The sequence below is a fragment of the Zobellia russellii genome (genome assembly GCF_044597075.1).
GTDB lineage: Bacteria > Bacteroidota > Bacteroidia > Flavobacteriales > Flavobacteriaceae > Zobellia > Zobellia russellii.
Genome location: NZ_CP139000.1, coordinates 3,457,992 through 3,482,398 on the forward strand (window position 1 = coordinate 3,457,992; position 24,407 = coordinate 3,482,398).

27 protein-coding genes are annotated in these 24,407 nt (G+C 36.0%); 23 read left to right on the forward strand and 4 right to left on the reverse strand.

All coding sequences use genetic code 11. The features are described from left to right. Positions 1-112: 112 nt before the first annotated feature. The 4 genes from SJY45_RS14110 to SJY45_RS14125 all read left to right on the forward strand — a co-directional run bounded on the left by SJY45_RS14110 (position 113) and on the right by SJY45_RS14125 (position 4,036). Positions 113-1,108: a sugar phosphate isomerase/epimerase gene (locus tag SJY45_RS14110; RefSeq protein ID WP_215436337.1), complete on the forward strand. Its 996-nt coding sequence runs from the start codon at positions 113-115 to the stop codon at positions 1,106-1,108. Positions 1,109-1,130: 22 nt separating this feature from the next. Beyond that, on the forward strand, positions 1,131-1,574 hold the full coding sequence (locus tag SJY45_RS14115; protein WP_289063615.1) for a damage-inducible protein DinB: 444 nt from the start codon (positions 1,131-1,133) through the stop codon (positions 1,572-1,574). A gap of 11 nt (positions 1,575-1,585) precedes the next feature. After that, positions 1,586-2,812, forward strand: coding sequence for an MFS transporter (locus SJY45_RS14120; protein WP_400071501.1), 1,227 nt, complete (start codon positions 1,586-1,588; stop codon positions 2,810-2,812). Positions 2,813-2,896: 84 nt separating this feature from the next. Next, the gene (locus SJY45_RS14125) at positions 2,897-4,036 is read left to right on the forward strand and encodes a Gfo/Idh/MocA family protein (RefSeq protein WP_215913296.1); all 1,140 of its coding nucleotides are present in this window, start codon (positions 2,897-2,899) and stop codon (positions 4,034-4,036) included. Between the two features lie 89 nt (positions 4,037-4,125). Here SJY45_RS14125 and SJY45_RS14130 read toward each other — a convergent pair whose 3' ends face one another. The 3 genes from SJY45_RS14130 to SJY45_RS14140 form a co-directional block, all read right to left on the reverse strand. Beyond that, positions 4,126-7,338: a glycoside hydrolase family 2 TIM barrel-domain containing protein gene (locus SJY45_RS14130; RefSeq protein WP_400071503.1), complete on the reverse strand. Its 3,213-nt coding sequence runs from the start codon at positions 7,336-7,338 to the stop codon at positions 4,126-4,128. 130 nt (positions 7,339-7,468) lie between these two features. After that, a complete protein-coding gene (locus SJY45_RS14135; RefSeq protein WP_215436325.1) occupies positions 7,469-7,933 on the reverse strand; it encodes an ASCH domain-containing protein in 465 nt (154 codons plus the stop codon). Positions 7,934-8,060: 127 nt separating this feature from the next. Beyond that, positions 8,061-9,764 (reverse strand): GMC oxidoreductase, encoded by a 1,704-nt coding sequence (locus SJY45_RS14140; protein ID WP_400071505.1) that lies wholly within the window; start codon positions 9,762-9,764, stop codon positions 8,061-8,063. 156 nt (positions 9,765-9,920) lie between these two features. Here SJY45_RS14140 and SJY45_RS14145 point away from each other — a divergent pair, with 156 nt between their 5' ends. Together SJY45_RS14145 and SJY45_RS14150 are read left to right on the forward strand one after the other, a co-directional pair. Next, positions 9,921-10,976, forward strand: coding sequence for a sugar phosphate isomerase/epimerase (locus SJY45_RS14145; RefSeq protein WP_215436321.1), 1,056 nt, complete (start codon positions 9,921-9,923; stop codon positions 10,974-10,976). 96 nt (positions 10,977-11,072) lie between these two features. Next, the gene (locus tag SJY45_RS14150; protein ID WP_400071507.1) at positions 11,073-11,828 is read left to right on the forward strand and encodes a DUF1080 domain-containing protein; all 756 of its coding nucleotides are present in this window, start codon (positions 11,073-11,075) and stop codon (positions 11,826-11,828) included. A 10-nt stretch (positions 11,829-11,838) separates the two neighbouring features. On the opposite strand, the gene SJY45_RS14155 is transcribed toward SJY45_RS14150, so the two are convergent. Continuing rightward, positions 11,839-13,146 carry a TolC family protein gene (locus SJY45_RS14155; protein ID WP_400071509.1) on the reverse strand — a complete coding sequence of 436 codons (1,308 nt, stop codon included), beginning with the start codon at positions 13,144-13,146 and terminating at the stop codon, positions 11,839-11,841. Between the two features lie 410 nt (positions 13,147-13,556). Between SJY45_RS14155 and SJY45_RS14160 the strand changes: the two genes are divergently transcribed. From SJY45_RS14160 to SJY45_RS14240, 17 genes are all read left to right on the forward strand, one after another. Then, the gene (locus SJY45_RS14160) at positions 13,557-15,377 is read left to right on the forward strand and encodes a helix-turn-helix domain-containing protein (RefSeq protein ID WP_400071511.1); all 1,821 of its coding nucleotides are present in this window, start codon (positions 13,557-13,559) and stop codon (positions 15,375-15,377) included. Between the two features lie 472 nt (positions 15,378-15,849). Continuing rightward, positions 15,850-16,017 carry a hypothetical protein gene (locus tag SJY45_RS14165; RefSeq protein ID WP_400071513.1) on the forward strand — a complete coding sequence of 56 codons (168 nt, stop codon included), beginning with the start codon at positions 15,850-15,852 and terminating at the stop codon, positions 16,015-16,017. A gap of 47 nt (positions 16,018-16,064) precedes the next feature. Beyond that, complete coding sequence (locus SJY45_RS14170; protein ID WP_400071515.1) at positions 16,065-16,214, forward strand: hypothetical protein; 150 nt, start codon at positions 16,065-16,067, stop codon at positions 16,212-16,214. Positions 16,215-16,268: 54 nt separating this feature from the next. Further along, entirely contained in the window at positions 16,269-16,601 is a 333-nt protein-coding gene (locus SJY45_RS14175) for a hypothetical protein (RefSeq protein WP_194532979.1), read from the forward strand. A gap of 334 nt (positions 16,602-16,935) precedes the next feature. Continuing rightward, positions 16,936-17,079, forward strand: a complete 144-nt coding sequence (locus tag SJY45_RS14180; protein WP_400071517.1) for a hypothetical protein — start codon at positions 16,936-16,938, stop codon at positions 17,077-17,079. A 46-nt stretch (positions 17,080-17,125) separates the two neighbouring features. Beyond that, positions 17,126-17,278, forward strand: a complete 153-nt coding sequence (locus SJY45_RS14185) for a hypothetical protein (RefSeq protein WP_400071519.1) — start codon at positions 17,126-17,128, stop codon at positions 17,276-17,278. A gap of 33 nt (positions 17,279-17,311) precedes the next feature. Further along, on the forward strand, positions 17,312-17,467 hold the full coding sequence (locus tag SJY45_RS14190) for a hypothetical protein (RefSeq protein ID WP_400071521.1): 156 nt from the start codon (positions 17,312-17,314) through the stop codon (positions 17,465-17,467). 383 nt (positions 17,468-17,850) lie between these two features. Continuing rightward, positions 17,851-17,988: a hypothetical protein gene (locus tag SJY45_RS14195; RefSeq protein ID WP_400071522.1), complete on the forward strand. Its 138-nt coding sequence runs from the start codon at positions 17,851-17,853 to the stop codon at positions 17,986-17,988. 198 nt (positions 17,989-18,186) lie between these two features. Beyond that, positions 18,187-18,321 carry a hypothetical protein gene (locus SJY45_RS14200; protein WP_400071524.1) on the forward strand — a complete coding sequence of 45 codons (135 nt, stop codon included), beginning with the start codon at positions 18,187-18,189 and terminating at the stop codon, positions 18,319-18,321. A 57-nt stretch (positions 18,322-18,378) separates the two neighbouring features. Then, a complete protein-coding gene (locus tag SJY45_RS14205; protein WP_400071525.1) occupies positions 18,379-18,528 on the forward strand; it encodes a hypothetical protein in 150 nt (49 codons plus the stop codon). Between the two features lie 522 nt (positions 18,529-19,050). After that, positions 19,051-19,212, forward strand: a complete 162-nt coding sequence (locus SJY45_RS14210) for a hypothetical protein (protein WP_400071527.1) — start codon at positions 19,051-19,053, stop codon at positions 19,210-19,212. 18 nt (positions 19,213-19,230) lie between these two features. Next, a complete protein-coding gene (locus tag SJY45_RS14215) occupies positions 19,231-19,368 on the forward strand; it encodes a hypothetical protein (RefSeq protein ID WP_400071529.1) in 138 nt (45 codons plus the stop codon). Continuing rightward, positions 19,362-19,517, forward strand: a complete 156-nt coding sequence (locus tag SJY45_RS14220) for a hypothetical protein (protein WP_400071531.1) — start codon at positions 19,362-19,364, stop codon at positions 19,515-19,517. The genes SJY45_RS14215 and SJY45_RS14220 overlap by 7 nt, the downstream gene beginning before the upstream one ends. A 446-nt stretch (positions 19,518-19,963) precedes the next feature. Then, on the forward strand, positions 19,964-20,536 hold the full coding sequence (locus tag SJY45_RS14225; protein ID WP_400071533.1) for a hypothetical protein: 573 nt from the start codon (positions 19,964-19,966) through the stop codon (positions 20,534-20,536). Between the two features lie 33 nt (positions 20,537-20,569). Further along, the gene (locus SJY45_RS14230) at positions 20,570-21,646 is read left to right on the forward strand and encodes an HlyD family secretion protein (protein ID WP_400071534.1); all 1,077 of its coding nucleotides are present in this window, start codon (positions 20,570-20,572) and stop codon (positions 21,644-21,646) included. Between the two features lie 20 nt (positions 21,647-21,666). After that, positions 21,667-23,823, forward strand: coding sequence for a peptidase domain-containing ABC transporter (locus SJY45_RS14235; protein WP_400071536.1), 2,157 nt, complete (start codon positions 21,667-21,669; stop codon positions 23,821-23,823). Between the two features lie 197 nt (positions 23,824-24,020). Beyond that, the gene (locus SJY45_RS14240) at positions 24,021-24,401 is read left to right on the forward strand and encodes a hypothetical protein (RefSeq protein ID WP_400071538.1); all 381 of its coding nucleotides are present in this window, start codon (positions 24,021-24,023) and stop codon (positions 24,399-24,401) included. The last annotated feature ends 6 nt before the right edge of the window (positions 24,402-24,407 follow it).

The window sequence follows — 24,407 nt, forward strand, 5'->3', positions numbered from 1 at the left end:
TTAAATATTAAATTAATTTTCTACATTTATTCGCTATACATCTTGTTAAGGTGACACATTTGCAGGTGGTCTATCCTCAAATCCTTAAAATTCAATAAACTAATCTTACATAATGAAAAGAAGAAACTTTATAAGGAATAGCTCTCAGGCCGGTTTGGCACTTTCAATTCTAGGTGTTGCCGCTTGTAAAGAGACTAAAAAAAGTGAAAAAGTTGGTGATGTAGCTCCTGAAACGGAAGAGACAATGGCAGAACCTTTCTTTAAATTGTCTTTGGCGCAATGGTCTATTCATAGAATGATAAAAGAGGATGGTGTAGATCCTTATACTTTTGCGGAAAAAGCAAAGAATTGGGGTTTTTCCGGTTTGGAATATGTTAGTCAATTATATAATCCTGAATTAGCGGATGCCGGTTATTCCGATGAGGCTATGGCCGCCTTTGTTGAAAAATCCAATGCAGAGGCTAAAAAACACGGAATGCAAAATGTCTTGATCATGATCGATGGTCAAGGAAACCTTGCCGTAAGTGATGAAAAAGAAAGAAACGAAACCGTAGAAAAACATAAAAAATGGGTAGATGCAGCAGCTGCAATGGGCTGCCATTCCATTCGGGTAAACCTTAACGGCAGCAGTGAACCGGAGGAATGGAAGAAAAACTCCATAGATGGCCTTACCAAACTATCTACTTATGCCAAAACCAAGAACATAAATATTTTAGTAGAGAACCATGGTGGTCTGTCTTCCAACGGAGCCATGCATGCAGAGGTTATGAAAGCCGTGGCAATGGATAATTGCGGGACACTTCCTGATTTTGGAAACTTCTGTATTACACGCAAACAAGGAAGTCGCGATTGTGAGGTTATGTATGACAAATACAAGGGTGTAAAAGAATTAATGCCGTATGCCAAGGCGGTCAGTGCCAAAACGCATGATTTTGATGCAGATGGAAACGAAACCGACATAGACTATGTTAAAATGCTCCAAATGGTAAAGGACAATGGATATACCGGTTTTGTTGGTGTTGAGTACGAAGGCAGCATATTGAGCGAGGAAGAGGGTATCATAGCGACTAGAGAATTGCTATTGAATGCAGCAAAAGAAGTAAGTTAAATTTTAATAGATACCCGTTGCCGTGAAAGTATTTTTCAATCAACTATTCGACTATAATTTCTATTGCAACAAGAAAATAATAGAGGCCAGTACGGCACTTAATGTTGTTCCACAGAATAGCATTGCCCTGTTTTCGGATATTTTGAACATGCACCATATTTATAATGAGCGTATTGCCAAACGTGTGCCTAAATACGCATTTGGTCAATTGCACGAAGTAAGTACATGGGGCGACATTCATTATGAAAACCAGCGGAACTCTTTTGATATTACTTCTGAAAGCGAAGATTTTGAGAAGCGCATAGACTATGAAGATAGTAAAGGTCAGTTACTGATCCATACCATGCAGGACATGCTTTTTCATATCATTAATGAATCTACCCATTACAGGGCTCTAATAGACATGGACTTTAAAGCGAATGGGCTGGAGCCGCTCAGAACAAATTATATTACCTATAAACATTAGCGCAAATAGACATGACGGTAAAGATCAAGACACAGCTTTCTATAATGATGTTTTTGGAATTCTTTATCTGGGGCGGTTGGTTCGTTACTCTGGGAATTTATCTTCCAAATACCTTAGGTTCAACAGGAAGTGAAATAGCATTGGCATATTCAACACAATCATGGGGCGCAATTTTGGCGCCCTTTATTATTGGTCTTATTGCCGATAGGTATTTTAATGCCGAACGCATTTTAGGAGCCCTCCATTTAATAGGCGCGGCGCTCATGTATGTAATGTATCAAGCCACGGATTTTTTCGGATTTTTTCCATTTCTGCTGGCATATATGATTATGTATATGTCAACTTTGGCTTTGGTAAATTCGGTTTCTTTCAATCAAATGAAAGATCCAGCTAAAGAGTTTTCTCTAGTACGTGTTTTTGGAACCGTTGGATGGATAACTGCTGGACTGCTGATAAGCTTTTTTAATTGGGACTCCCAAGAAGGCATAACCCAAGGTTTTTTGAGAAATACCTTTTTAATGGCTTCGGTTTCATCGGCTATATTGGGAATCTTTAGTTTTACATTGCCCAAAACTCCGCCCACGGCAGACAAATCGCAAAAAATAAAATTAGCCGATATTTTAGGCCTTGATGCATTGGCGCTTTTAAAGAACCGTAATTTCTTGATTTTCTTTCTGGCCTCGGTGCTAATTTGTATTCCATTGGCCTTTTATTACCAACATGCCGGTCAGTTTTTAGGGGAAATAGGAGTGGCCAACCCGGCCGGAAAAATGACTATTGGACAAATTTCGGAAATTCTATTTCTATTGCTCTTGCCGTTCTTTTTTAAACGGTTCGGGTTTAAAATGACCATTGTGGCGGCTATGCTGGCATGGGGTTTAAGATATTTGATGTTCGCTTACGGAGATACCGGAGAATTGGTTTTTATGTTGTTGACCGGTATTGCTTTGCACGGTATATGCTATGATTTTTTCTTTGTTTCGGGCCAAATCTATACAGATAGTAAAGCTGGTGCAAAGTATAAAAGTGCAGCGCAAGGGTTAATTACTTTGGCTACTTATGGTGTGGGAATGCTCATTGGGTTTTGGGTGGCAGGTACCATTACCGATGCCTATGTATTAGAAGGCGGGCAACATGATTGGAGTACCATTTGGTTGTATCCATCAGCTTTTGCGTTTCTCGTGTTACTCCTGTTCGTCATTTTGTTCAAAAATGAAAAAATAGCTTATAAATCTTAGTTATTTTATTAAATTCAAACTCTTAAAAAATAAGGAACACAAAAAGACCCTAACAAGGTTTTTACTAATTAAAAGGATTACAAAATGCCAAAAAAAATCAGACTCGGAATTTTAGGAGGAGGAGGAGACTCTTTAATAGGTGTACTACATCGTGTAGCATCGCATATAAATGATAACTATCAAATTGTAGGGGCTGTTTTTAACCCGGATTTTGATCAGAATATGGCTTTCGCCAAAGAAATAGATGTGCCTACAGATCGTATCTATAAAGATTTTGATACGATGGTGGAAGAAGAAATGAAGTTGCCAAAAGATGAACGTATTCAGGTATGTTCCGTTCTTACCCCAAACTTTCTTCACTTTCCAATGGCATTAAAATTGTTGGAAAACGGTTTTAGTGTTATTTGCGAGAAACCAATGACTACTACATTGGAAGAAGCTAAAAAACTACAGGCCGCACATGAAAAGGCAGGTACTGTTTTTGCTTTAACTCACACATATACCGGTTACCCAATGGTGCGCCAAATGCGTGAAATGATAAAGAACGGAGAACTAGGCCGAATTCATAAAGTTGATGCGGTTTATTATCAAGGGTGGATCAATGAAATTATCCATGATCAGGAAAAACGTTCATCAGTTTGGCGTTTGGATCCTAAAAAAGCGGGAATCAGTTCTTGTATCGGAGATATAGGTGTGCATGCTTTTAATATGGTAGAATATACCACAGGTCTAAAGATCAAGTCTATTTTGAGCGATTTCAATTATCTGTATGAAGACAACCAGATGGATGTAGATGGAACGGTGCTTATTAGAATGAGCGATCATGTTAAAGGTGTGATTAGAAGTAGCCAAGTTGCTACAGGTGAGGAAAACGGTCTTGGGATTGCCATTTATGGTGAAAAAGGAGCTTTCAGATGGGAGCAGGAGAATCCTAACTACCTTTACGTAATGAGCGATACCAAACCTACTCAAGTGTACAAACCTGGACACGCTTACAATAGTGAGCTTTCTTTAGGCGGAACCAAACTTCCTCCAGGACACCCAGAAGGTATTTTTGATTCTATGGCTAATATCTACCTTGGTGTGGCAAAAGCTATTAGAGGAGAGCAATATGACAGCGGTGAGTATCCAACAATGACCGATGGTGTTCGTGGTATGAACTTCATTGAAGCAACAGTTGAATCCAATAAAAACGGAAATACTTGGGTAGAATTAGAGGACTAGTCTTTCTAAAGTACCTATAAAACAAAACCCCCGAAAGTATTTTACTTTCGGGGGTTTTTATTGTTAATCGATTTGGTTCATACTAACTCTTATTCCACGGGTTGTATCATAAAACTAAAGGATAGGTTACCCGGTTTAATTTGATATGCTTCGTGCGGTAAAAGCCCCCAGCTGTTGTCGCCTCCAACGCCCATTTGGCTATAATCAATATTGATGTTGATGAGGTCTCTTTGAGGAATATCATAGGTATGACGCTGTTGCTTTTCCATGCCTTCGTCAAAGTCGGAATTATATTGGTTGTGGGCACTAAACCCAAACAGTTTTGATGCCGAAACTTCAATTCCTTTGCCTTCCGCATTTAAAAATGATACGGTACGGATGTCGGTTCGGTAACCGTTTTCTTGTGGGCGTATGTATTCAAAATACAAGTCCTTCACCTTTGCATTATATACACCAACCAGTGCCGAAGTTTTTCGGTCTTGGTAATTCTCATGTGGTCCTCTACCGTACCAACTTACATTGTCATAGGCTGGGTCTATAATAAAGTTGTTACCAAAACGGGGCACGATGGGCAAACTACCCTTAATGTTGGAAAGGTCCGTACTCACTAGAATCTCTCCCTTGTTGTTGATTGCATAGGTCACCGTGGCTTCACCTTGTACGGAAGGTAAACTGTAAGTGGCCGTAAGCTGTAAATCGTTTTTTATTTTAAACGGATTCTTGCTCAATTTTACGGCGTCTATAACTTTCTTTCCATCATTGGAATTCAGCTGAAAGCTAGTTAAGTTTTGCGTTACCGTAGCCTCTTTCCATACCTGCAATAATTTTGGCATGTTGTAGCCATAGTCATTATCGGTTGGTGCTCGCCAGAAGTTTACGCTCGGTCCGTTTTTGATTAAATTTCCTTGGCCGTAATCGAGTGTGGTCAAGCTACCATCGGTACTATTAAAGCCCACTTCAAATCCATCACCTTTAATTTTTACGGTGCCATCTATATTGGTAACCGAAAGTCCACTAGTTTCAATTTCAAAAACGCTTGGGGTGTAATTGGTAAGTTGAAATTGTTCATAGGCCAACATATAATCTTGGGGTATAAGGACATCTGCATTTTTAGTAGATGCATAAACATTCAAGAAATATTCGGCTTTATCATCGGTCAATTCCGGTAGGGTAATCTGAACTTCTTTAGATCCGTAAGGAGCTATGGCAATATCAGGAATGGTTCCGGCCTGTACCTCAATGCCGTCCTTGAACAATTTCCATGTAAAATTATATTCTGAAAGGTTAGTAAAATCATACTTGTTGGTAATGGTGATTTTACCTGATTTAGGATTCTCGGATTTAAACTTTATATATTGATACACCTTTTTTACTTCGTGTAGGGCCGGGTGTGCGGAGCGATCAGGATTTACCAATCCATTTAGGCAAAAATTATTATCGTTTTGAAGATGCGATGCGCCAAAATCGCCTCCAAAGGCATAGAATTCTACGCCGTCTTCATTTTTGGTTTTTAGGCCTTGATCTACCCAATCCCAAATAAAGCCACCTTGTAACACATCATACTTTTCAATAACATCCCAGTAATCCTGAAGGTTGCCAACACTGTTTCCCATGGCATGTGCATACTCACATTGAATAAGGGGCCTTTTGGGGTTGTTTTCTGCATATTTAATCGTCTGTTCTATAGTTGCATACATGGGTGCCTGAATGTCCGTATTGGCGTATTGAGTGGCCCCTTCATATTGCACCGGGCGCGTATTGTCCTGATTTTTGAGCCAGTCATACGTGGCGAAGAAATTTTCTCCGTTACCCGCTTCATTACCTAAAGACCAAGTAACAATAGAAGTGTAGTTTTTATCACGTTCGTACATACGCTTTGTGCGGTCTAAATGCATGGCTTTCCACTCCGGTCTATAAGCTGGGTGAATTTTCTTGGCCTCCTCATCATTATCAAGACCTTGGTTGGTAGTGCCCATACCGTGAATCTCAATATTTACTTCATCAACCACATAGAAACCGTATTTGTCCGCCATGCGGTAGAAGAACTCATTTTTAGGATAATGACTGCAACGTATGGCGTTTAAGTTGTTGCGCTTCATTACCTCCATATCTTTAAGAGTTACCTCTCTACTGATAACATGACCCGTGTTTTCATCATGGTCATGAAGGTTGGCACCTTTAATAAGTACAGGTTGGCCGTTGACCAAGAACTGATTGTTCTTAATTTCAATTTTTCTGAAGCCTATTTTTGAACTTACGGCTTCGGTTACTTCTCCTTTTCTATTTTTAAGAGCGAAAAGCAAAGTGTAAAGGTTCGGTTTTTCGGCATTCCAGGTTTTTATGTTTTCCAGGTTTTTTTCAAAGTTTACCTCGGCTGATTTTCCAATGAAAACCACATCTTTTTCTTCGGAATAAAGTTCCTTGTCGCCGTCCAAAAGTTGCACGGTAACTTTATAGCCTTTGGCTTTTTTGGCTGTATTTTCAAGTTCAAGATTCACTTTTAAAAGCCCGTCCTTATAATTATTCTGCAAGTCGGCAATAGCGCGGTAGTCTTTAATGGTGGTTGCTTTGGTGGCATAGAGATAAACATCTCGGTCAATACCGCTCAGACGCCAAAAGTCTTGGTCCTCCATATAGCTGGCATCGGACCAGCGTAAAACTTGTACGGCCAAGCTGTTCTTTCCGGGCTGTATGTATTTGGTAATATTGAATTCGGCTGGGGTTTTACTGCCTTCGCTGTACCCCACTTTTTGTCCGTTTACCCAAACGTACATGGCGCCACTTACGCCTCCAAAGTGTAAATAAATGTTCTTACCGTTCCAGTCCTCCGAAATGTCAAAATCACGCTTATAACTTCCTACGGGGTTTTGATCATGAGGAATAAAAGGAGGATTCTTTGGGAATGGATATACAATATTAGTGTAGATAGGGGTTCCGTGCCCTTCAAGCTCCCAATTGGACGGTACGGGAATGGTGCTCCATGCGGAAGTGTCAAAACCTGCGTCTTGAAAATTCAGAGGTCGTGATGTTACATTATCGGCATAATTAAAAAGCCAATCTCCATTTAAGGATGCATAGAAAGGGGAGTTTTCCCAACTGTCATTTTTTAATGCATTTTGGGTGGTTTCATATCGATAAAAAGAAGCTGTTGGCGCTTCACGATTAATTTGAAATATTTCAGGATTTTCCCATTCCGGATTCTCCCATTTTGGAGCTTGACCTTGTACGGAAATACACAGAAATAAAGTAAATAAAGAAAGAGTTAAGCCTAACAGAGGCTTTTTTGGCGTTGAGATGCGCATAGTTGAGTTTGTTTACATTGATGTCGTACAAGGTAAACAAACTTTAGAATAAACCAGTGTCAAGTAATATAATATAGAATAGGCTCAATAACGGCCTATTTTATGGAAAAGTAAATTTAGATAATGGAATTTACCTATCAAAAACCTTTTCGAACTCTTGACAGACAATAATCATGCTTTCGTTGGGCTTGCGGTTAAAGGCGGCCAATTCCTTAGTGTAATAGTCCCAATGAACTTTTTTCCAGTAGGCCAAGCTCTTATCGCCCTCGCCTTCTAAACGGGCATACGCTTCATCAATACTAAAATACGGTCTTAGTTTTACGGCCGTGGTTCTAACAATGCATTGTGCTTCCCCTTCCCAGTCCGTAACAATCATAAAATCACCAATCTTTGGCAGAGGTTCTTTCATATACTGTAATCCCAATAAACTGGGAGATGTGGCACGTTTGATGCCTTTTTTTACCAGAGCGGCGCATTCGTTGGCATCCAATTCGTTATTACAAAAGTGAACTACTTTGGGAGCGTCTACAAAAGCATGTTCTAGGTGCTTATCCAAATAATCTCCCCATAAATTTCGGGCTGAAGCGTTTTCCATATAGTTATTGCGGTTAGCTAATTTTTCACGCTATACGTGAGAAACATAGTTCAACAAGATACGAACGACTAAACAATTTTAGTGATATTTTAGAATATCAGGTTGATTTATCGGTCGTTATACATCATTATGAAAATTTTCCGGCTTTAAATTGTTCTGCGGCGTGGTTGGCCGCCCTTGCAGTAAATGCCATATAGGTCAACGAAGGATTAACACAACTAGATGATGACATAAAAGCGCCATCCGTAACGTATACATTAGGCACGGTATGAACTTGATTGTTTTTATTGATAATAGAAGTTTTAGCACTGTGCCCCATACGTGCACCACCCATCTCATGGATGCCTAAACCGGGACCGGTGGTTTCATCATAAGATTGAACATCCTTAAAGCCAGCTGCTTCAAACATTTTTACAATCTCTTTTTTAATGTCTTCACGCATGTTGTACTCGTTTTCTTTAAACTCAACATCAAAATCTAATTGAGGGAGGCCCCATTTATCTTTTTTAGTTTCGCTCAAGGTTACTCTGTTGTCATCATAGGGCAAGAACTCCCCAAAACCGGTAACCCCAATTTGCCAGTGACCTGGTTTTAAAATAGATTCCTTAAGTTCCTTGCCATAACTCATTTCTGCAATGGAAGCTGACCAATCCTCCCTACTGGCGCCACCTTGATAGCCAAAACCACGCAAGTATCCTTCGCGTTTGGTCTTTTCGTTTAGATTAACAAATCTAGGAATGTAAAAACCGTTAGGTCTTCTACCTTGATAATATTTGTCTAAATGTCCGTCTACGTTAGCAGAGGCTCCCAGTTTATAATGATGGTCCATAATACCACGACCAAGTGCATCGGAGTCATTACCCAGGCCGTTGGGAAACCGTTTGCTTTTAGATTGTAAAAGAATACCAACAGATGCCATTGCGGACGCGCAAAGGAAAATCACTTTTGCTTTAAACTCCATTTTTTCGTTGGTTTCGGCATCAATAATCTTAACGCCTATAGCCTGTTTCGTAGTATCATCGTACATTACTTCATAAACGATGGAGTTGGGTCGTAACGTCACGTTTCCTGTGCGTTCTGCGGCAGGTAGTGTAGAGGAGTTGCTGCTAAAATATCCGCCAAAAGGGCAACCTCTCCAGCATCTGTTCCTGTTTTGACAAGTTCCCCTGCCTTCAAAATCGGCTTCAGGATCGGTAATATGCGCGGCGCGGCCTATGGTTATCAAACGGCCATCTTCAAATTTCTCAGCAACGGAAGCTTTAAAATCTTCCTCAACACAGTTTAAGTCCATTTTAGGCTGAAAAATACCATCAGGTAAATGCGGAAGTCCTAAATTTTCACCGCTAACCCCAATATACTTTTCAACTTTGTCATACCAAGGGGCAATATCCTTATAACGTACAGGCCAGTCAACACCAATACCTTCTTTTTTATTCGCTTCAAAATCAAGATCGCTCCAGCGGTAACTTTGTTTGCCCCAAGTCAAGGATCGGCCACCTACTTGGTAACCTCTGATCCAATCAAAACGTTTGGTCTCTACGTAAGGGTGATCAAGGTCGTTCACAAAAAAGTGCTTAACATCTTCTTTGGGGGCCCAACCTACTCTAGATTGTACATGGTATTTTTCTTTGTCTTCTTTGGAAAGTTCTCCTTTTAGTGGGTAGTCCCAAGGATCATCGTTCATAGTAGGGTAATCTACTACGTGCCGTACCATAGGGCCCCGTTCAAGTACCAAGGTTTTTAATCCGTTCTCACATAATTCCTTAGCGGCCCATCCGCCACTAATTCCGGTGCCGACAACAATAGCGTCGAATATTTCTTCTTTATTCACGGTCTTATTTCTTGTATTAAACGTGTTGTATTCCCTATATTTATAACTTCTCTAGAAGATGACATTTTGAGATGTTTACGAATTTAAATATAGGGTTTTTCTTTATAGGGAATTTAAAAAAAAGGAAGCCCAATACTAAAGACAAATAATAACAGCATGAAAACAATTAAAGGACCTGGCGTTTTTTTAGCGCAATTTGTAGACAATAAAGCTCCGTTCAATACGCTGGACGGTATGTGTAAATGGGCTGCAGATTTAGGTTACAAAGGAATTCAGATTCCTACTTGGGAGAGTTTTTTAATAGATTTGGATAAAGCTGCCGAAAGTCAAGATTATTGCGATGAGCTTAAAGGAAAAGTAAACTCATACGGTCTAGAAATCACGGAACTTTCCACTCACCTTCAGGGGCAATTGGTAGCGGTTCATCCGGCGTACGACCTCATGTTTGATAATTTTGCACCCGATGCTGTAAAGAATAACCCAAAAGCACGTACGGAGTGGGCGGTAGATGTAGTTAAAAAGGCGGCAACGGCCAGTAGAAGATTGGGACTAAACGCGCATGCTACTTTTTCAGGAGCCTTACTTTGGCATACATGGCACCCATGGCCACAAAGACCAGCAGGTCTTGTAGAAATGGGCTTTGAGGAATTGGCTAAGAGATGGATGCCGATTTTAAATCATTTTGATGAGCAAGGTGTAGATGTTTGTTACGAAATTCACCCTGGTGAAGATTTACATGATGGCGATACTTTTGAGCGTTTTCTTGCTGCAACAGGCAATCATAAGCGCGTAAATATCCTTTATGATCCAAGTCACTTTGTTTTACAACAATTAGATTATATTGAATACATAGACCATTATCATGAATTTATAAAGTCATTTCATGTTAAGGATTCTGAATTTAACCCAACCGGAAAGAAGGGTGCCTTTGGGGGGTATAATGACTGGGGCGATCGTGCCGGTAGATACCGTTCTTTGGGTGATGGTCAAATCGATTTTAAAACCATTTTCTCCAAACTTACGCAATATGGCTGCGATGTTTGGGCAGTAATGGAATGGGAGTGTTGTATTAAGAGCCCTGAGCAAGGTGCTCGCGAAGGTGCGATTTTTATCCAAGACCATATTATTGAGGCAACGGAGAAAACTTTTGATGATTTTGCAGGTGCTGCAGTAGACAAAGAAATGCTTAGAAAAATATTAGGTACTTCATAATTGAAGGAACATCATTAAGCTATAAATAATATAAAACGATTCTCTTGTTGCAAAGGCCAGGGAATCGTTTTTGTTTAATACTAAAAACAAAGACTCATGAAAAATTTACTATTAATTGTTTGTATGGCGACTGTTGTTTTCGGTTGCAAGGATAAAGCTGAGAAAACCCAGAAAGAAATGGAATCTGAGCGTATAGCCGAAGCGGAAGCGGAGAAACCACCGAAAGAGTGGACCCTTCTCTTTGACGGTTCTTCTTTTGATGGTTGGAAAGAGTATAATAAAGAAGGTGTTTCCGAGAACTGGAAGATAGAAGACGGGGCCATGGTTTTTAATCCTCCTGCGGACAGAAAAAAAGGAGATGCATTTAACCTTGTTACAAAAAAGGAGTATACAGATTTTATTCTTTCGTTGGAATGGAAAATTTCAGAAGGAGGTAATAGTGGGGTGTTTTGGGGCGTAAACGAAACCCCTGAATTATCCGAAGCGTACCAAACGGGTCCGGAGGTGCAGGTTTTGGATAACGAAAAACATCCAGATGCTAAAAATGGCACCACTCATCAAGCAGGGTCGTTGTACGATATGGTGGCGCCCTCAGAAGATGTTACCAAACCTGTTGGGCAATGGAATACCATGGTAATTACGGTAAACCATAAAGAGCAAAAAGGCAGTATTTCTTTTAACGGAACCGATATTGTAGATTTTCCTGTTGGTAATGAAATGTGGAATGTTATGGTGTCCAAATCCAAATTTGCAGATTGGGACCATTTTGGAAAATTCACTACAGGCAAGATTGGTTTGCAAGACCATGGAGATAAGGTCGCTTTTAAAAATATAAAAATTAAGGAGCTTTAGGGGTTAGAGTTTAGTTTAAGCTAAAATCGTTTCCTGCATAAAACTGAAGCACTTTAACTTTAAAGATATAATCATATTTAGATTGGGCCACGCTAGATTGAGAACTGATAAAATTATTTTTTGAAGTTTCAAAATCAAAGTTATTGACGGTACCCGTTTTAAATCGTTTTTCGGTGAAGTCTAGGGAAATTTCTCTAGACTTTAATGTTTTTAGAGAAGCTTCATATGCTTTTCTAGCATTTAGGACATCAAGATATGCCGTTTCAATATTCTGTCTAAGATTAAATTTTTCGTTTGCTAAGTCCAGCTCTGCATTTTCTATGTTTAGCTTTGCTATTTCTACATTGGTCTTATTACTGAATCCGGTAAAAATAGGAATACTTAATGATGCAGTTATAGCATGGCCTATGTTATCATCTAACTGTTTGCTAAAGTTGTCATGTTGTACTCCTTTTATGTAAGAATAAGTAGCTCCATAGCCATAACCAAGGGTTAGGCTTGGTAAATAGTTAGCTAAAACAATCTTTAAATTCTTGGAAATACTTTCTATGCCTAGCTCAGCCGCTTCAATTTCAGGTCTACTTTTCTCGGCTTCTTGATAAACAGTAGCTGGTGTTTTCACCTCTAGTTTATTAAGTAGTTTATCTGCTAAAAGCTCCGCTACGTCAAAAGGCTCTTCAACAGGAAGCTGTAATTGTTGTCTTAACAATAATAATGATGATAGGAGTGTGTTTTCCTGTTGCACTAAGGTTTGTTCATCTCTAGCTACTGTAGCCTCTACATCGTACACGTTAGCTTCTGAGGTAACACCTGATTTTAACTGCTGCTTGCTAATGTCCAATTGTCTTTTTGACAGTTCTAATTGATTTTTCGCAACATTCAGTAACTCTTTATTGAGTAGTACCTGTAAGTAGGTATTTGCAATATTAAGAGCGACGTCATTAGACAAGATTTCAATATTTTTAGAGGCAATTTCGCCATCTATAAGAGACTTTCTATAATTGTTCAAGTTTTTAAACCCGTTAAAAACCGTCCAATTTGCATCAAGGAAATTTAAGGTAGTAGAGAAATTATCTCCTCTGGTACTAACGCTTCCAAAATAGTTGTTCTGCTGGCTGGCACCGGAAGATAGAGTTGGCATTAGAGAACCTTTATTTGCTTTAATAGATTGTGTTTGGATATCTGCATTTACTCTTAATTGATTGATTGAGATGTTATTTTCAAGTGCATAAGAAATACATTCTTCTAAGCTCCATTTTTTTTGAGCACGTAATGTAACTACAGAGAGGGCTACTATTATAAAAAAAATTTTTTTCATTTGGTTTAGTTGGAACATGGAAAAAAGCGAAGATATAGTATACAATCTCCGCTTTTGGTAATAATAGTTTTACCGGATGTTTATAAAAGGGCAAATAAGTGAACTTCTATTTACAGTTGGCGGGCAATTCTTTCCTCCCCCATTTATTTCTCTCAACGAATTTTGGTTTAATTCTAAAAGTGTGTTTTTGTCGAATTTCAATAATCCATTGTCAAAATTATTTTTCTTGGTTTTCATAATGCTTGAGATATTATGTGGTTATTAATTATTTGATATCATGAAAGTATAGTGATTGGCAAGGATTTCAAAATAAGAATAACGGATATTTATAAAAATAGGTTATGTTTTATTAACTTAAACCTCTGTAATAAAAGGGTGTTGGTGTAGTTCATATTTTAAATGTATAAATTTTGCAAGAACAAGTGCTTAAGAAGATTATAACAGTGTTTCTCATTTTATTTATGATAAATTTTTCTTTTGGACAAGAAATTTCTGATGATATAAGGAAGAAAATTAATTTTATATATGAACTTTCTAGTATTAATTTAAATCAAGCTTTGGAAGAATCCTATAAGCTTGAAGATAAATTTGAACAGTATGATTCATTCAATCAAGTTAGTATTTACCTTCTAATAATTGATTTAGAGATTACTAATTCGCAATTTGAAATGGCAGTTAAACACTGTAAAGAAGCACTTGAAATCTCAGAAAAGAATAAGTTTAACCGCTATAGTCTTAATATATATTATTACTTGGCCATAGCTTATGATAATTTAAATCAAATAGAAAACGCCTTAGCAATCTATAATAGTGTGTCTTCAGAAATGGATAAAACGGATTTATCCTACATCTATAACTTGATGCAAATAGATTTTGGATTGTTAAATAAAAAATTTTTAAATAATAAAAAGGCACTTTCTATTTTTAAATCACTTTTTCGCGATAGTAATAGGATTTTTAACGGTAATATTGAGCAGCATCAGATACTATTACTGAATTTGGCTGATTTATATAATAAATTGGAAAATTCAGACTCATCTAAATTATATTTAGAAAAATTTGAAAAACTACATCTAGAGAACCCTGAAGCGGCAAACTATTATTCTCTTAAGATTAAAGGCGATATGGCTTTTGATAATAAAGAGTATAATGCTGCAATAGATTATTATAACGGGTGTATGACTATCTTAAAAGATTCTTACGATTATGATGATTTAGAGGTAATTTTGAAAAAGAGTCAATCTTTTTTCTATTTGAATAATCTAGATAGTACCATCTATTATAGAGACCATATTAGAAACGATGAAAATTTTTCTCAACAACTTTCTGCGAAGGATTTAATGGATTTTTATGAACTAAATTTGGAAATTTCTAAAAGTCAAAATAAAACGGAAGAAGCAGATTTGTTTTATAAAAAGTATTTGTCAGCTAAAGAAGATTTTAATAAGCTTAGATTTAAAACGCAAGAAGGGCTTAATGAAATTAAAACTCAGGAAATTATAGCTGAAGGTAAACAGACTGAGAAAAAATATAAAAATTATATAGTTTACATATCTTCTACATTAGGATTTTTATTAGTCGTAGGCATTATGCTATATATCATAAATAATCAAAAAAATAAGAAGAAATTTGCTCAATTAATGGCTACGGTTCAGACTTATGAAGAAAAAAAGAGTCTTGAACCGGCAAATAAAAAAGTTTCTATTGTTGAAGAACTGCCTCAAAATATAGAAAAAGAACTTATCAAAAAGGAAGTGGCTAAGAAACAGCCGGTTATAATTGTAGAAGAAAAGGAAGCTGAAAAAATAGAGAAACAATCTAATTCTTCTACCAATACAATTGATGATGATAGTACCTCTCCTATAAAGGATGAAAAAATTCAAGAGCTTTTAGATAAGTTAGATAAGCTCAAAGATAGTGGCTATTTCTTGCGTCAAGATAGTTCTTTGTATAATACGGCCAAAAAACTAAAGACCAATACTTCATACCTTTCTAGTGTAATAAATAATACTATGGATACAAATTTTAATAGATTCGTTAATGATATTAGAATGGATTATATCATCTTAGAATTAAAGAATAATAAACGTATGCGCTCGTATTCCGTAAAAGGTATTGCAGAAGAGATAGGATATAAAAGTGCAGATTCCTTTAGTAAATATTTTAAAGAAAGTACGGGTTTAACTCCATCTGCATACGTTAGAAATCTTAATAAAGAGTTCAAAGTATAGCATAAATACTTAAAAGTAGCTTTTAGAAAATTTTCTTTTAGAATTGTTTATGTGCATGTTTAACGTGCTGTAATACAGTGTTTTATTTTTATTTTTTTATTGCTTCATTTATAAAAATGGGGCTTCTTCATTTGTTTTTTACCCTTTTTCCTTCTTTTCTTTGCCGGTGAATGGCAGGTACCAATCTGCTTTCAACCTCAATTTGCTTTTTAAGATTGTGCGCTCACACAAAAGCTTGCTTGAGAGTAAAGAAAGGGGGCAAAAGGAGAAATACCTCCCCTTTCTTTTACATTAATAATTATTAGGATTTGATATTAAAATATAGCCTACTGAAGCTTAACTATAAAGACTTCTAATATAGGGCCATCAACAAAAGGAGTGGGAAAGTCTGCATAAAGTTTTTAGAACCGACCAATAAACGCCTTGCTCCTTTTGTTTTTAACCACCACGTAATCAATTAAATTATATAATTATGAAAGACAAAAATGGAACACAGCGTAATCTTCTTTTTAAGAAAAAGGAATTAACTGAACTTCAAAACCCAGAAAATGTTTTACTAAACGGAGGGCAGGCTCGCAAAGACACTCAATATTATGATTATGAGAAATTCATGAATATTAAGTTACCTGCTCCGAATTAAAAAGAGAGCATTCACAAACTTTAGATTAAACTATTAAAAACAAAAACATGAAAAATGTATCAGAATTAACACGGAAAGAATCCGTAGTACTTAATGGAGGAGTTTGGATTGGTCTTCATGGATATGGTTGCATACCCATTCCTAGAGTTCCAAAAATGCCGGTACCACTTCGGGTTCAAGAACTTCGTATAGAATAGGTGTATCTCAAAAGATGGTAATAAGTAATAAGAGATAACCTTAAAATCATAATTATGCAGCAATTAACCAAACAAATTTCTTTGATTGAGCGCATAGATCAATTGGTAAGATTACATGCTACCGGTACACCGGAAGAATTGGCAGCCAGATTAAATATATCCAGGGCCAAGTTATATAGGGTCATAGATGTAATGAAAGCATTAGAAGCTCCTATAGTGTATGATATAAGCAGGCAAAGCTTTATGTATGAAGATGAAGTACGTTTTAAATGTGGTTTTTATGTAAAATCGCTGCGTGAAAATGAAGCCATTAGTATTAATGGTGGTACAATTGTTATGTCTTCTACCATTGCCTTTTTATTCTACCACCACAGAATTAGTTGTTGAGCGCATAGCAACTTTTTAAGTCCAAAGAGCCCAAGAGAAATCTTGGGCTTTTTTTATGGAAAATTTTAAGGGTCTCAAAAAATGAGACACATCGGTGCTAGGTTTAAAACATGAAAGGGAATCAGCCCTTTAAGGATTGAAAAAGTAATTGTTTTTGGAATTTATAAAAATGTTGAAGTCTCAAAAAATGAGACAGACTAAATCTAAATTCGAATCAGTAAAAGAAATAGATAAGGGTATAAGAATAATAATTTTTTTTTAAAAAAAGTAAGGGTCTCAAAAATTGAGACAAGTCAAAACTAAGTTTGAATCAGAAACATAAACCAAAAAGAAGATGAAAAAATTAAATCTATTTACAGTTGTCGCATTACAAACTAATGAGCTTATCTCAATTGATGGAGGAGGTGTAGATCCCGATGCTTTAAAGGAGTATATAGAACATAGGTATCCAGAAGAGGCCGGCTTTGGCCCTAACTAGTAACATATATAGCGCTTCTATTTAACAAATAATAAAATTTAGAAAGATGAAAGATTCAAAAAACACAAAGAATTTAAAAGTAAAAGCATTGGCTCTTGAGATGCTTAAAAAAACAGAAGGTGGCCTTAATAGAATTGATATAGGTATTGGACAAACCTTAGGCATGATTGGGACAGGACACGACCAAATTAAATTCTAGAAATAGAGATGATTATTTAATCAATAAAAAGACATGAAAAATCAAAAAAAAAAGAACATAACCAAGGCCAATGTAAAAGAGTTGGCCCTGGATAAATTAAGAAAAACTGAAGGAGGAAGGAATATTATTGACCAAATAAAGGGAATTATTTTTTTGGGAGGATTTTTTGGGAATCCACCTTCACTCTAGTAGTCTTTAGGTAATAATCGCATTTAAATAACCTACAAAATAAAGTTATATGAAGAATTTAAAAGAAATAACAGATTTATCTCTCGATGAGATGCGAAGCATAGAAGGAGGTTCCATAAATTTTAATCCCATACATATTTACATACCAAGAGAACCTGTAATTATAAAGTGGAGTCCACTAAAGTTTAACAATATGATTTTGTGGTCTTAATCTAAAAACTGATAACATGAAGTTAGAGAATTTAAAAGACCAAGAACTTATACAAATTACTGCAGGATCATCATGTCCTAAGAGGTATTTAGATGAAGCTTATGTGAGAATTGTATTAGGCTATTTAAGTAAATAGAAACTAATTAAATAAATAATTGTAAAACTGTTCAGCATGCATAATATTAAAGAATTGACTCAATACGAAAAAAAAGATATCCAAGGAGGTGGCGGTATTATTAGCGATATACATGATGTTATTAGGGCTTATAAAAGAATTAAAGATTTTTTTAGCGGAAGACCCCAAGTTTAAATGATTGGAATTACAGCTATTATTAATTAGCAAAGAAACAATTTATGAAATTTGAAAGATTAGGATTAAACGAATTAACTAATAAAGAATCCGTTACAACCGAAGGAGGAAAAAGTGTTTTTGGGAATCCTATAATAGATTAGATATGGGAATGGCTCAAGGATTGTTTTAGGTAAAAAAATATTAAAAATTAAAGAGATGAAAAAATTTACAGAATTAAGTCAAGCAGAAGCAAAGGACTATAACGGCGGTAATCTTTGGGTAAAACTATTTAATTATCTTCTAGAAAAGAATGAAGATTATCAGGATTTTAAATATCATACTGGGCAGTAATTGTAATAAAACACAAAGAATAAAATAATAATTAACCAATTCATAAAAATCAAAATTATGATATTACAGAATTTAGAATTAGAAGAATTATCAATTAAAGAAAAGTTGAATAATCAAGGAGGGGATTGGTTGGCTGATGAATTTGCGAATCTATTTTGCGGTTGCCCTCAAAAAAGACATACTCATGGAAGAACGTATCCAAGATAATTAAAGAATAATAACTTATAAATAATAAATTATGAAAACTGAAAAATTCGAAGAGTTGACCGATAGTGAATTACGCTTAAATAATGGAGGCTTAATTCTTGCGTTCATCGCAGGTTACGTTCTAAAGGAAGCTATACATGGTGCTTACCTTGCCAGTAGTGGCAAACATTCTTGTCTATAATATCTAATTACAATACAATTGATGTGAAAAACTTAGAGCAATTAAAAATGGAAGAGATTCCTGAATATGAGAAACAACAAATTGATGGAGGTCTATGGTATCCAAGGTTTACGGGTCCTGTGATACTCTTACCACTACTAATTTATAAAGCGATTACATAATAATTTTTTTGAAGAGAAATATAGGTCTGAAACGTATTACCAAAATCATAAAACCAAATGAGAATAATCATTTGTTGCTAAAAGGGTAATCGACCAATCTTATTTAAAAGAATTATCTAGAGTGAACTTGCATCTCTTAAAAAAGCAAATAAATAATTAACCGATTTTAAAGTAAATATTATGAACTTATTCAATACTGAATTAAAGGAGTTATCATTAAGTGAAAAAATGATTGTCGAAGGAGGACAGTTGTCAGTTAATCAAGAAAGAGTTATTGCTTTTGCTTGTTTTGGACTTTTCGGATTAGCTGTGTATGAATTGAGTAGAAATCAATGTAATTAATAAGTTAAAATTAACAATATGAAAGAACTTAGTTATAAAGAAAAGGTTGGAACTGATGGGGGTATACTTTTGGCTGTTGCAGGTCTAGCTTTGGGCTGGATGGCCATTGGGGCAACAATTTGTTGGGAAATGGCCAAAGATAATAGGGAATGTTGAAATTAAACAATATGGAAGAACTTAGTTATGTAGAAAAAGTTGAAACTGCTGGAGGTATACTTTTGGCTGTTGCAGGTTTAGCTCTGGGTTGGATGGCAATTGGAGCTTACGTTTGCTGGGAAATGGCGGCGGATAATAGAGAATGTTAGTATAAAAAAAGGGGGGATATGTATCCCTTCTTTTTTTTAGTTATTCTAGTGTAATGTGTAAAAGAAATCAAAAAGCAAAAATTTTTACTTGGACTGGAATTTTTACTTCATCATTAGGTATGTTAATAGGGATAGTGCATGATGGTTTGAATTTAGTATTAACAGTATTATGCCTTGGATTAATTTTTAGTCTTATAGGGGTTGTCATAATTTTTAATTCTAAGTGAATAACATATTCTCTATCAACGCGCATAGCTTTATAATTAAATTTATATTCTACTCCGTAATATGATTATTAAACAAAATCTTTAATTCTTGCGCCAATTAAACGAAAGCACCCCGTTTTTTATAAAAACGGGGTGCTTTCGTTTGTTTGGTAGTGGTTTGATAACGTTACTTTACAAAAGTTAGAGAGCCATAATTATTCATTTATATATCAATATTATATGATTCGTATTAAGAAAAACATCGTCACCCAAAGTCAAAAAGTACAACTGGAAATTTACTTCGAAAATAATTTTTCGGTAACTATAGTTAATAATGTGCAAAAAGTACTTTTTAGAGCAGATAGTATGCAATCCTTAAGAGTGAATGAAAATCAAAAAAAGTTACTGCCGATGTCTAGTTCCTGGGAACAACTTAATCAATTAAAAGAAGTTTTAGGGGAAGTTTGGTTAGATGAAGCTTTTTCCTTACCAACAAAGTTTAGAAATCGCTCGTACCATATCACTAATAACTTTATTATGTCGTCGGCTAAATTATCAGGAGAGGTTTCTGTCTGTTCGGATGATAGACTTTTAGGTACTGTAAATAAAGCTCAAAATACTATTGAATTACAAAATCAACTTTTTGAGCTACCACTTGCTGAAAATGAAATCATTTCTCATTTAAGAACTGAGATAGAAGTTAGCGGTCAAAAAATTATTTCTGAAATGGAGGTTACCGCAATAGAAGAAGTTATTATGCCAAAAGCTTACTACGAATTTCTTAACTATACGTTTACCCCAGAAGCAGCATAATTTCAATTTACAAACTTTTAAACCAATTTAACTATGCGTATAACTTACGTAAGCACCTTAGCGTTTTTGGTAGCAGTTTTTATTGCCAGCTTTTTTATATATGTAAATGTTACTACCCAAAGTAGATCGGTAGTAAGAAGCGCGGGAGAAAATACGCAACTGGTATCTGTAGTAAGTGGTAGAATTACTTTTATAGACCTAGAGAATAATCAAGTAGTAAAAAGAGGTGATACCTTGTTACTTGTAGAAAGTGATAACCTTAACCTTCAGAACCGTTTAAAAGAAGAGCTACTAGAAAATTATTTGTCTCAGCTATCTGATTTACAAAAACTGGCAACAGGGCAGGTAAAGAACTTCAGCCAATTGGAAACAGGTATTTACCAAAAACAGTTTATTAGTTTTCAAGAACAGTTGCGTGAGCTTCGCTTAAAAGTGAACCAGGCAGAAACGGTGTATTTGAGGTATAAGGAACTTTTTGAAACAGGGGTTATCGCAGCAGTTGAATTTGACAATTATAATAGTAGTTGGGTAAACGCTAAAGCTTCTCTAAACAGTTTTAGAAATCAACAAATTAGTTCATGGCAAGCAGAAAACAGAAGCCTTGAAGATTTAATAACAAATACAACCTCCGAAAAACAGCAAATTCTAGAGGAAAAAGAGAAGTATGCCATTATTGCACCTATAAACGGTACGGTTATGAACTACAGTGGTCTTAGAGAACAGAGTTTCTTGTCGGCAGGGCAACAGATAACAGAAATATCTCCTGATGATAATTTGGTAATAGAGTCTTATGTTCTGCCCAAAGATATTGGCTTTATAAAAGAAAATCAAGATGTAAAGTTGCAGCTGGACGCCTATAATTATAACCAATGGGGTTTGGCAACCGGAAAAGTAATTCAGATTGACCGAAATATTACGATAAGTGATCAAATGTCATACTTCAGGGTATTGAGTAGTATTGATCAGAGCTATCTGGAACTAAAGAATGGTTACAAAGGAGATATCAAGAAGGGTATGACTTTAACCGCTAGATTCAAGTTAACTGAAAGAACCTTATTTCAGTTATTGTACGATGGCGTAGATGATTGGATGAATCCTAAGCGAAATTAATAACCCACCAAGACAAAAGAATGAGCATAAAAGTAAAACAGCACGATATTAGAGATTGTGGGGCAGCTTGTCTAGCATCAATATCTTCATACTACAATTTAAAGATTCCTATTGCGCGTGTGCGCCAAATGGCACATACGGACAAGAGAGGAACAAATGTTTTAGGTCTTATTAAAGGGGCAGAGGCCTTGGGTTTTGATGCGAAAGGAGTGCGTGGAGCCTTAGACGCATTACCAAATATACCGCTGCCAGCTATTGCACATATTATTGTAAATCAAAATTTGCATCATTTTGTGGTAATCTATAAGGTGACCGACAAATATGTACAAGTGATGGATCCAGGCGTAGGAAAAATGGAAAAATATACGCTAGATGATTGGGAAAAAACATGGACAGGTGTTCTGGTTCTCATGCAACCCAATAATAACTTTGAAGCAAGAGATGAGAAAACCAGTATGTTGTCTCGTTTTTGGACCTTGGTTAACCCGCATAAGTCTATTCTTTTTGAAGCTCTGTTTGGTGCCATAATATATACTATACTAGGTTTGTCTACCTCTATTTATATAGAAAAAATTACAGATTATGTTTTAGTAGATGGTAACACCAATTTATTAAACCTTATGAGTATTATTATGATACTCTTGCTACTATTTCAGATATTCATAGGTAGTGTACAGAAAATTTTTGTACTCCGAACAGGGCAGAAAATAGATGCACAGCTAATTCTTGGCTATTATAAACATCTCTTGAAATTACCGCAGCGCTTTTTTGATACCATGAAAGTAGGGGAAATAACATCTAGAATTGGAGATGCGGTAAAGATTCGAGCCTTTGTCAACGATGCTTCTATAACATTGTTTGTAAATATCTTTATTGTGATTTTTTCTTTCGCTCTAATGTACTCGTATTACTGGAAGTTAGCATTGATTATCACTTTAATTATTCCTCTTTACTTAGGAATATATTTTCTAATGGATTATCTCAATAAAAAGATTGAGCGTAAATTGATGGAAAACGCGGCAGATTTAGAATCTCAGCTGGTAGAATCTTTAAACGCGGTTAAAACGATAAAGCAGTTTGGGGTAGAAGATTTTGCGAATTTTAAAACGGAGATCCGTTTTACAAAGCTATTAAAATCTATTTACTCATCAGGTATGAACACCATTTTTAGTGGTAATTCTACTGAGTTCTTATCGCGCCTGTTCACAATTGTATTACTCTGGTCGGGATCTTATTTTGTAATAGATCAAGAAATCACCCCAGGTGAACTACTTTCTTTTTATGCCTTGATAGGATATTTTACAGGGCCTTTTACCTCCATAGTAGGTATGAACAAGACTATACAGAATGCTATGATTGCTTCTGATCGTCTTTTTGAGATTATGGATTTGGAAAGGGAAGCGGTAGAGAATAAGATGGATATTACTGCAGATGATATAGGTGATATTGCATTACGAAATATTGATTTTAGTTACGGCACCCGCGTTGATGTATTCGAAAATTTTAGCATGACTTTTAAGAAAGGTAAGGTGTCAGCTATTGTTGGGGAGAGTGGTTCTGGTAAAACAACTTTGATTTCCTTACTACAAAATTTATATCCTATAAAAGGGGGGAAGATTACTATGGGTGAATATGATATTGCACAAATTACACCTAAAAGTTTACGTGATCTTGTAGCGGTAGTTCCTCAAAAAGTAGACCTTTTCTCGGGTAACGTAATAGATAATATTGCTCTTGGCGATTACGAGCCAGATATCAAAAAAGTCATTAGTATAAGTCAAAAATTGGGTATAACAGAATTCATTCAAACTTTACCCAATGGCTTTGAAACGCATTTAGGTGAAAATGGAGCTATGTTATCCGGTGGGCAACGACAACGTATAGCTATTGCAAGGGCGTTATATAAGGAGCCAGAGGTCTTGGTTCTCGATGAAGCCACAGCTTCTCTTGATACAATTTCAGAACAGATGGTTCAGGGCACATTAAGGGCTCTTAAAAACCAAGGAAAGACATTAATAATTATTGCACATAGATTAAGCACGGTTGCTTTTGCCGACGAGATTTTTGTGCTTGAGAAAGGAAAATTAATAGAGCAAGGCTCGCATACAGATTTGCTTAAGAAGAAAGATGGGAAATATGCAGACCTATGGGGAAAACAAACTTTAGTACTAGAATAATATAAAATGAATTGAATAACCTTAAAACCTTAAAATTATGGAAAATGAAACTGAATTTGATAATGGGTACTTATTACCTGGTGAAGAAGGCAGTCCGATATGGGATGATCTTCATGAATTTTTTCAAGATCAGGATGATGAATTCCTTGAACTGTAATTTTTGACTCTATTGATTGTTTAACTCTAAAACTAGCACCATGAAAAAATTTGATTGTCCCAGCTCTCCTCCAATGCCAAACAGTAAATTGTTGGGAGTATTTAACGAAGAGACCAACCGAATGGAAATTTTGCCAGAACCTGTTCCGGTGGATGAAGATATTCGCAAAGAGTTAGAGCGGTTTGGAGATAAAACTATGAAAACCGTAAGGTTGACCAACACGTGCGCTACTAAAGCTTGTGGTCAATGGGATGGACACAAATGTACTTTAATAGGTGGTATTCTTGAAAAAATTGAGGAAAAGAAAAGAGAAAAAGGTTTACAAGACTGTAGTATCAGGCCTACATGTCGTTGGTATGCTCAAGAGAAGGAAGAAGCTTGTAAGGTCTGTACATTGGTGCAATATGACCAGGCTAGTTAACCAAAA

Excerpts from the sequence above, each read along its gene's own strand:
- SJY45_RS14120 (WP_400071501.1), top strand. The coding sequence starts at position 1,586 with ATGACGGTAAAGATCAAGACACAGCTTTCTATAATGATGTTTTTGGAA.
- SJY45_RS14195 (WP_400071522.1), top strand. The coding sequence starts at position 17,851 with ATGCATAATATTAAAGAATTGACTCAATACGAAAAAAAAGATATCCAA.
- SJY45_RS14150 (WP_400071507.1), top strand. The coding sequence starts at position 11,073 with ATGAAAAATTTACTATTAATTGTTTGTATGGCGACTGTTGTTTTCGGT.
- SJY45_RS14180 (WP_400071517.1), top strand. The coding sequence starts at position 16,936 with ATGAAAAAATTAAATCTATTTACAGTTGTCGCATTACAAACTAATGAG.
- SJY45_RS14145 (WP_215436321.1), top strand. The coding sequence starts at position 9,921 with ATGAAAACAATTAAAGGACCTGGCGTTTTTTTAGCGCAATTTGTAGAC.
- SJY45_RS14225 (WP_400071533.1), top strand. The coding sequence starts at position 19,964 with ATGATTCGTATTAAGAAAAACATCGTCACCCAAAGTCAAAAAGTACAA.
- SJY45_RS14230 (WP_400071534.1), top strand. The coding sequence starts at position 20,570 with ATGCGTATAACTTACGTAAGCACCTTAGCGTTTTTGGTAGCAGTTTTT.
- SJY45_RS14170 (WP_400071515.1), top strand. The coding sequence starts at position 16,065 with ATGAAAAATGTATCAGAATTAACACGGAAAGAATCCGTAGTACTTAAT.
- SJY45_RS14220 (WP_400071531.1), top strand. The coding sequence starts at position 19,362 with ATGTTGAAATTAAACAATATGGAAGAACTTAGTTATGTAGAAAAAGTT.
- SJY45_RS14210 (WP_400071527.1), top strand. The coding sequence starts at position 19,051 with ATGAACTTATTCAATACTGAATTAAAGGAGTTATCATTAAGTGAAAAA.
- SJY45_RS14135 (WP_215436325.1), bottom strand. The coding sequence starts at position 7,933 with ATGGAAAACGCTTCAGCCCGAAATTTATGGGGAGATTATTTGGATAAG.
- SJY45_RS14110 (WP_215436337.1), top strand. The coding sequence starts at position 113 with ATGAAAAGAAGAAACTTTATAAGGAATAGCTCTCAGGCCGGTTTGGCA.
- SJY45_RS14185 (WP_400071519.1), top strand. The coding sequence starts at position 17,126 with ATGAAAGATTCAAAAAACACAAAGAATTTAAAAGTAAAAGCATTGGCT.
- SJY45_RS14205 (WP_400071525.1), top strand. The coding sequence starts at position 18,379 with ATGATATTACAGAATTTAGAATTAGAAGAATTATCAATTAAAGAAAAG.
- SJY45_RS14125 (WP_215913296.1), top strand. The coding sequence starts at position 2,897 with ATGCCAAAAAAAATCAGACTCGGAATTTTAGGAGGAGGAGGAGACTCT.
- SJY45_RS14165 (WP_400071513.1), top strand. The coding sequence starts at position 15,850 with ATGAAAGACAAAAATGGAACACAGCGTAATCTTCTTTTTAAGAAAAAG.
- SJY45_RS14190 (WP_400071521.1), top strand. The coding sequence starts at position 17,312 with ATGAAAAATCAAAAAAAAAAGAACATAACCAAGGCCAATGTAAAAGAG.
- SJY45_RS14130 (WP_400071503.1), bottom strand. The coding sequence starts at position 7,338 with ATGCGCATCTCAACGCCAAAAAAGCCTCTGTTAGGCTTAACTCTTTCT.
- SJY45_RS14200 (WP_400071524.1), top strand. The coding sequence starts at position 18,187 with ATGAAAAAATTTACAGAATTAAGTCAAGCAGAAGCAAAGGACTATAAC.
- SJY45_RS14235 (WP_400071536.1), top strand. The coding sequence starts at position 21,667 with ATGAGCATAAAAGTAAAACAGCACGATATTAGAGATTGTGGGGCAGCT.
- SJY45_RS14155 (WP_400071509.1), bottom strand. The coding sequence starts at position 13,146 with ATGAAAAAAATTTTTTTTATAATAGTAGCCCTCTCTGTAGTTACATTA.
- SJY45_RS14215 (WP_400071529.1), top strand. The coding sequence starts at position 19,231 with ATGAAAGAACTTAGTTATAAAGAAAAGGTTGGAACTGATGGGGGTATA.
- SJY45_RS14240 (WP_400071538.1), top strand. The coding sequence starts at position 24,021 with ATGAAAAAATTTGATTGTCCCAGCTCTCCTCCAATGCCAAACAGTAAA.
- SJY45_RS14175 (WP_194532979.1), top strand. The coding sequence starts at position 16,269 with ATGCAGCAATTAACCAAACAAATTTCTTTGATTGAGCGCATAGATCAA.